Annotated in this window: 6 protein-coding genes; all 6 read left to right on the forward strand. The window is 60.3% G+C overall.

Going from position 1 to position 6,380, the window contains the following annotated elements; translation table 11 throughout:
* The first annotated feature begins 113 nt into the window (after positions 1–113).
* On the forward strand, positions 114–1,442 hold the full coding sequence (locus AWB67_RS33670) for a recombination directionality factor (RefSeq protein ID WP_087660331.1): 1,329 nt from the start codon (positions 114–116) through the stop codon (positions 1,440–1,442).
* 187 nt (positions 1,443–1,629) lie between these two features.
* Positions 1,630–2,109, forward strand: coding sequence for a riboflavin biosynthesis intermediates N-glycosidase (gene ybiA, locus AWB67_RS33675; protein WP_087660332.1), 480 nt, complete (start codon positions 1,630–1,632; stop codon positions 2,107–2,109).
* 93 nt (positions 2,110–2,202) lie between these two features.
* On the forward strand, positions 2,203–3,498 hold the full coding sequence (locus AWB67_RS33680; protein WP_235025499.1) for a metallophosphoesterase family protein: 1,296 nt from the start codon (positions 2,203–2,205) through the stop codon (positions 3,496–3,498).
* A gap of 446 nt (positions 3,499–3,944) precedes the next feature.
* Positions 3,945–4,406, forward strand: coding sequence for a hypothetical protein (locus AWB67_RS33685; RefSeq protein WP_235025500.1), 462 nt, complete (start codon positions 3,945–3,947; stop codon positions 4,404–4,406).
* The gene (locus AWB67_RS42440) at positions 4,394–4,915 is read left to right on the forward strand and encodes an AAA family ATPase (RefSeq protein ID WP_235025501.1); all 522 of its coding nucleotides are present in this window, start codon (positions 4,394–4,396) and stop codon (positions 4,913–4,915) included. The genes AWB67_RS33685 and AWB67_RS42440 overlap by 13 nt, the downstream gene beginning before the upstream one ends.
* Before the next feature lie 48 nt (positions 4,916–4,963).
* A complete protein-coding gene (locus tag AWB67_RS33690) occupies positions 4,964–6,148 on the forward strand; it encodes a coiled-coil domain-containing protein (protein ID WP_235025502.1) in 1,185 nt (394 codons plus the stop codon).
* Positions 6,149–6,380: the final 232 nt, after the last annotated feature.

The following is a 6,380-nucleotide window of genomic DNA, read 5'->3' on the forward strand; positions in this document are numbered from 1 at the left end:
TCTCCGCCTATGCCTATGTAACGCCGACGTCAACCTGACGCCGCCAGATTTGTGCGGATCTCCAGCACCATCGACACGGACCAACGCCATCTTTTTTCTCGCCAGGAACCGTCATGAATGCAGTTGTTCAGATGTTCGATCACGCGCCGCGCAGTCTCGTTGAAGAACGAGCTGTTCGCCCGTCCACGATCGGCAAGATCCGACCCGGCATCAAGGTGCTCACGCGTGCGCACCAGGCCAACGAAAAAGCGGTAAAGCTCTACAACGACATGGTGGCCGCAGGTGAGTCGTTCGAAGCCATCGGCAAGCTGCTCGAAACGTCGCTGAAGCTCCGGAACGCGCTGGTTCCCAGGAACGTCGATTACTTCGTCTGTAGACGCTCGGACTTCTCTAATCCGGACACGGCTGACGAGATCCTGCGGCTGTATGGCGAGGATCGCGGACAAGGGCTGCGGCTGTACCGCTTCCCGATCATGTTCGCGTTCGACGACTGGCTGCGCAATGTGCCAAACCAGATGGCCGCGTACACGACAGCCGGGCGCCAGTACTTCTCGGAGTACGACCACGACGGCAAGCGCTACTGCAAGACGTACGCGACGGTCGAACGCAATGCGCGCGCGCAGCGCGCACGGCGTTCCTTTGGGGGCCGACTGGTCGTTCACCGACAAGACGCCGACATTCCCGATGGTGTCTGCGATCCTCACGTGTGTCCGCAATATCAGCACCGCAAGTGCAACCTGACGGCGAACTTCCTGTTTGCCGTTCCGGATGTGAAGGGACTCGGTCTGATCGAACTGCCGACCAACTCGATCTACGTGCTGCAGAAGGCGTATTCGGCGATGCAGACCGTGGCGTTGGCGCGCGGCAGGCTCACCGGCACGCGCTTCTGGCTCTCGAAGAAAGAGTTCGACATCACCCGCATCGATGACAGCGGCCAGGCCGTGCGTCAGAAGCAGATGCTGACGGTGCTCGATGCCGATATTGACCTAGGCGCGCTGCTGGACGGCGCGGATGAAGCTCAGCCGGCGCTCGATGCAGCCAGTCGTGCGGTCGCGCTGCTGGAGGCTGACGGAACGGTACAGTCCATCGGCGATCCGGTTCCTCAGTCGGACGGGCAACCGGCCGGCGGAGAACATCCGGGCGACGGCGCATCATCGGTTATTCACGACGATGGTGGTCATGACGACGACTCGCCGGATTCCGATGAGACGCTGGAAGACAAGCGTCACCGCATGTCGGACCTGCTGCATCGTCTGGGCCTAAGTCAGCCAGAGCGACAAAACGGCTTTCGCAAATACGCGCACCAGACGTACGGTCGCGGCTGGATCGAACGCATCGCTGATGTCGATGCGATGAACGCACGTCTCAAGAATGCGCTCGACGATCCCACTTCGCTTGACGTCGAAATTCAGGACGCGATTGCACAAGCTGCTTACGTCTAACCTTGGCCAGTCCCCGAATGGGGGCTGGCATCCTTTCCTCAGGGACTGGCATCCTTTCTTCTAAGCTCGCGCATGAGAGCATTTCAGCAAGAACCGCTTGGTCACATGTTTTCGACCGCGCTGTACCTGCGCATCGAATTCGTCCGCCTCGGCGGCCCATCTACTTGTTCACGCGAAGGAGCTTCCGATGAGTAGAGTCGGCAACTTCACGCTGTTCTTCGGCGCGGAGGACGCTTTCAGTAACTGGCATCCGTGCCGCTTTTCATATCACGGCGTCGATTTCCGTTCGGTAGAGCAGTTCATGATGCTTAAAGCCAAGCTGTTCGGTGATGAGGACATTGCTGAAGCTGTGCTTGCCACGCATCTTCCGAAGGAACAGAAAGCACTCGGCCGCAAGGTCAAAGGATTCGACCCTGACGCGTCGAAGACCAAGCGCGAGTCGATCGTCTATGTCGGGTGCCGTGAGAAGTTCGCACAGCATCCAGGCCTACGGACATTGTTGCTCGCAACGGCACCGACCGAGCTTGTCGAAGCCAGTCCCTATGATCTGACCTGGGGCGTGGGCTTAGGCGAGCACCATCCTGACATCACGGACAAATCGAAGTGGCGTGGCCAGAACTTACTGGGCCAAGCACTAATGAAAGTCCGCGACACCCTCATTTCTTAATCGTCTTTCCAGCGCGCCTCATCAACGTCGGGTGGGCGCATCGACACTCACTGGCTACCTTCGGGTGGCCTTTTTCATTTATAGGAGGCGACCTTGAAAATCGCTCATTTTTCTGATTTGCACTACGCGCCGGGAAACCTTGAAGAGGCTGACCGCTGCTTTGGCTTCGCGATCGACCACGCGGTCCTCGCGCACTCGGATGTTGCAGTGATCTCGGGTGACGCGACGGACCATCGTCTCGACGCCCATGCGCCTTCGTTGAATCGCCTTGCACGGCGCATCAATGGGCTGAGCGGCAGTATGCCGGTCCTGATGCTGCAGGGCACGTTCTCACATGAGCCACCGGGCACGCTGCGCAATTTTGAACTGATGGCAACGACGCATCAGATCTATGTTGCGGAACGTGTTCAGCAGGTAAGCCTCCATGAAGGACGGTTCTACCCCTCAAGCGGCCCGGTGTTCTCCGAAGAAGAGCTAGGCGAGGTCCTCGCCACCGGCGCTGACGTCGTCTTCACCTGCTTGCCTACGGTAAACAAGGGGCAACTGGCGGCCGCTGTTGGTGCCAAGGAAGCCGGGACAGGTCTTGAAGCCGTGCTGGGTGACTATCTGGCCGCAGCCGGGCGCATCAACGAGCAGCTTCGCGCCGCGAGCATTCGAACTGTCGGGGTCTCCCACGGCACGGTCAACGGTTGTACGACCGAGCACGGCGTGACGATGGCAGGGTTCGATCATGAGTTTTCGCTCGGCAGTTTGTTCGAGGCCGAATGCGATGCTTTCATGCTTGGACACATTCACAAAGCGCAGCAGTGGGAACGAGCGGGGCGCGTCGTGGCCTACCCCGGTTCCATCGGGCGATTCCACTACGGTGAGGAAGGCGACAAAGGCTTTCTCATGTGGAATGTCGAGGCGGGAAGCGCGCAAGCCGATCTAGTCGTTACGCCTTCGCGGCAGACGATCTGCGTCGACTTTGACGGTCCGCCCGACATGCAGCGCTTGACGGCGATCGCGCTCGATGCGACCGACAAGTTCGTCCGAATTCGTTGGCAGGTTGACGAAGAGCACAAACAGTCAGTGGACCGTGACGCGATCGCGGCGCTGTTCGTCAACGCGGCCGAGCTGAAGGTCGAAGCTCGCATTCTTCCCGTTGTCCGCTCGCGCGCCCAAGGCATCAGCCTCGAAACGTCGATTGATCGAAAGCTCGAGCGCTGGTGCGAACACGCTGATGTTGATCCGGTGCCCTTGCTTGACCGGCTGCAGTTGCTCGAAACAGGGGACGCGGAGGCAATCGCCGCTGGCGTGCGGGCTCGACTGACCGACGGTGACCCGGCGGATCCGTCGCAACTAACGGGCTACCCGCGTTGTCGAGCATGTCCGGGCCTGCGGGGGTGACTGTCCACGAAGCTCCGGATGACGATGCCGGCGAGGAGGCACTACCCATGCCCGATGCGACGGTGGAAATCGTCGAGTCGGCTTCGGCAGGTCAGCTTTCGTGGCTCAACGATGATTTGTTCACGGCGTAGCTAGCCGCGTATGCAGGGGAGGCCAGCACGGCTCTCCTTCGCCTGAACACGCAAGCCGTGTTCCGTTAGCCGACTGTCATCGTCGCTATTGAAACAGAGGTTTCACCGCGTCTTTGACGCATCGATAGTAGTGGCAGGACCTTTCTCTAGCAGTTTCATTTCTTCTTTCAACCCTGGCGGGGAGCGATTCCTACCGGGGCCGCACTCCGCCCACCATAAACGGAGTGCATCATGTTTGGTCTTTATCCCGCTGGCCCGAGCTGGGTTCGCACGTTCGCGTTGGGCGACTGCTCATCGCGTGATCTTCAAAAGTCGTTGGTCGATCTGGCAGGCTTTACCGCTGCCATTCAGCATCAGCCGTTCGGCCAGTACCGCGGCGCCGTGCTGGCGCAATTCGGTCAGACGCTTTTGCTGCTCTCCACAACGCCCGGCGCGTGCGAGGCTGCAGTGACGCCGACCGTTGAAATGCAGCACCTTCTATGGTCGTATCAGGAAGGCTATGCAAGTCAGTGGTCTGCCGCCGAGATCCGTAGCCTCACCGGGCATAGCGGTTGGTCCGAGCTTCTGACGAACGCGCGTCACGAGTTCAGCAGAACCTGTGACCAGGTGGCGGCCGCCGTTGACGGGACGCTTCAACCGCCCATTGCGGTGCACGCTGTGCCGTGCCTCGTGATGAACGAGCCGTTTCTCAACGAGGACGACGACGCTTTCTACTCGCAGATGGCTGCAATGTCTGCGTCGATGAGCGTGTCGGAGGACCTGTCTTGCGGCCTCTGAAACTGACCCTCGAAGGCTTCGTTGGCGTGCGCGATGGCATGAAACGCGAAAGCGTCACGCTTGATCTGGAGGCGTTGCCAGATGGCCTGATCGCCTTGACCGGCCCTAACGGGGCGGGCAAGACGACGCTTATGGACAACTTGCATCCGTATCCGATCATGCCGTCACGTGCGTCGAAGCTGTCGGTCGACGCCTTCTCGTACTGGGATCACATCTGTGGCACCAGTGCGTTGAAGGAGCTCGAATGGGAGCACGACGGCATTCGCTATCGCTCGTCCTTCACTTTTCGCAAGCCCGGCAAGACAGGCAAGGCGGAGTACTACCTTGCTTATCGTGACGTCGACGGTACGTGGCGGCCGGTCTCGCTGCCTGACGGAACCGTGTCGGACGGCAAGGCGGAGTCGTATAACCGCTGTGTCGAGGCGATCAACGGTTCGTTGGAAACATTCTTCACAAGCGTGTTTTCGGCGCAGAACCGGCGGCCGCTCGCGTCCTATGGTGCGGGCTAGATCAAGACGCTGCTGGCTGAACTCCTTGGCATCGACCACCTGAAGACATTGTCGGCGAAAGCCGGTGAGGTCGCGAAGGTGCTCGGCAAGTCGCTCGAAGGCATCCAGTCTGAGCTTGGCGCGCTAGCCGGAAAGCGGCAACGCAAAGCAGACGCTGAGCAGTCGATCGTCGCGCAGGGCAACACCCTGCGTGTCGCTCGGGAGCAACGCGATGCGGCGCTTGAGCATGCGAGCAAGCTGACTCAAGAGCGGGCGACGCTTGCGGCAAAGCAGAGCGAATCGGCCACGTCCGAGGCGCGCCTGCGAGAACTGGGCATGCGCCGCGACGAGTTGGGGCGTGCCATGAAAAGCGCGGCTAACGACGAGCAAGCGGCAGCGGTTCGCTGTCAGCAGCGCGTTTCCGTGCTGAGTCGAACCGTGGCCACGCACCAAGCAACGCTGGCTCGCCGCGAGGCGATCCTCGGTGCGGCGGCGAAGCGCGAGGAGGCCGAGTTGGCGATTGCGCGCGAGGAAGCGAGGTTCGCTCCCCTGCAGCGCGACATTGCCGATTTGGAGGTCAAGCGCGCAACGTTGACGACGCTGGACGCGACGCTTTCCGGTTTGATGAACCAGGGCACGACGAAAGCCGCGTACTTCGAGACGCTGAGCAAGCAGGCGGCGGTGGTGGATCAGGTGCCGTGTGTCGGTCATTCGATGCATGCGCAATGTCCGCTGCTCGCGCAAGCGTTTCTGGCGAAAGCCCAAGCGGAAGTGCAGCGTGTATCGGTGGCGAATCTTCGCGCGGAGTATCGCGAGAAGAAAACGCAGGCCGAACCCTTGGCTCGCGTGCCGGCCGAGTTGGCGGCAAAGCGCGTCGAGATGCTAGCCATTACCGACGCGGCCGCGCAGCTTCGCCGTGCGTTGCTGGCGGCGGCTGAGCTTGCTGCGACGAAACCACTGCTCGATGCCGCCGTATCGGGACTTAAAGCGGCGCAAGCCGAGTTGCGCTCGATCACCGAGGAAAGCGACGCACGTACCGCCAAGTACCAGTCTGAGAAGGCTCGTATGACAGCGGAGCTTGCTCGTATCACTCAGGAGGTTGGGCGACTGGCTGCCGTCGACGTCACCGCCGCGATCGCGAAGTTGGATCGAGACATCGTCGTGAACCGGGAGGCCATCGCCGCACTTGATGGTCGAATCGAGCAATCGATCCGCTCCCAGAGTGTCCTGCAGGCCGAAGCGGAAGCATTGTAAGCGCTAAATAGAACACACCTATCATCGTCGGTGTTTAAGGGCGACGATTGCGTCCGCAACCTACATTGCGGACGCAAACCATGAACGACGACGAGTCTGATTTTCTGCCACTTCGGGTCATTCGAGAATGCTCCAACGGTAAGCGGAGGTACGACCTTTCGATTACCCACAATTTTTGGCGAGTTCAAAGCCGAGTTGAATATCGATGAGTCTTCGCAAACCTCGCCAGATC

The organism is Caballeronia terrestris (assembly GCF_001544515.1).
In the GTDB taxonomy this organism is placed as follows: Bacteria; Pseudomonadota; Gammaproteobacteria; order Burkholderiales; family Burkholderiaceae; genus Caballeronia; species Caballeronia terrestris.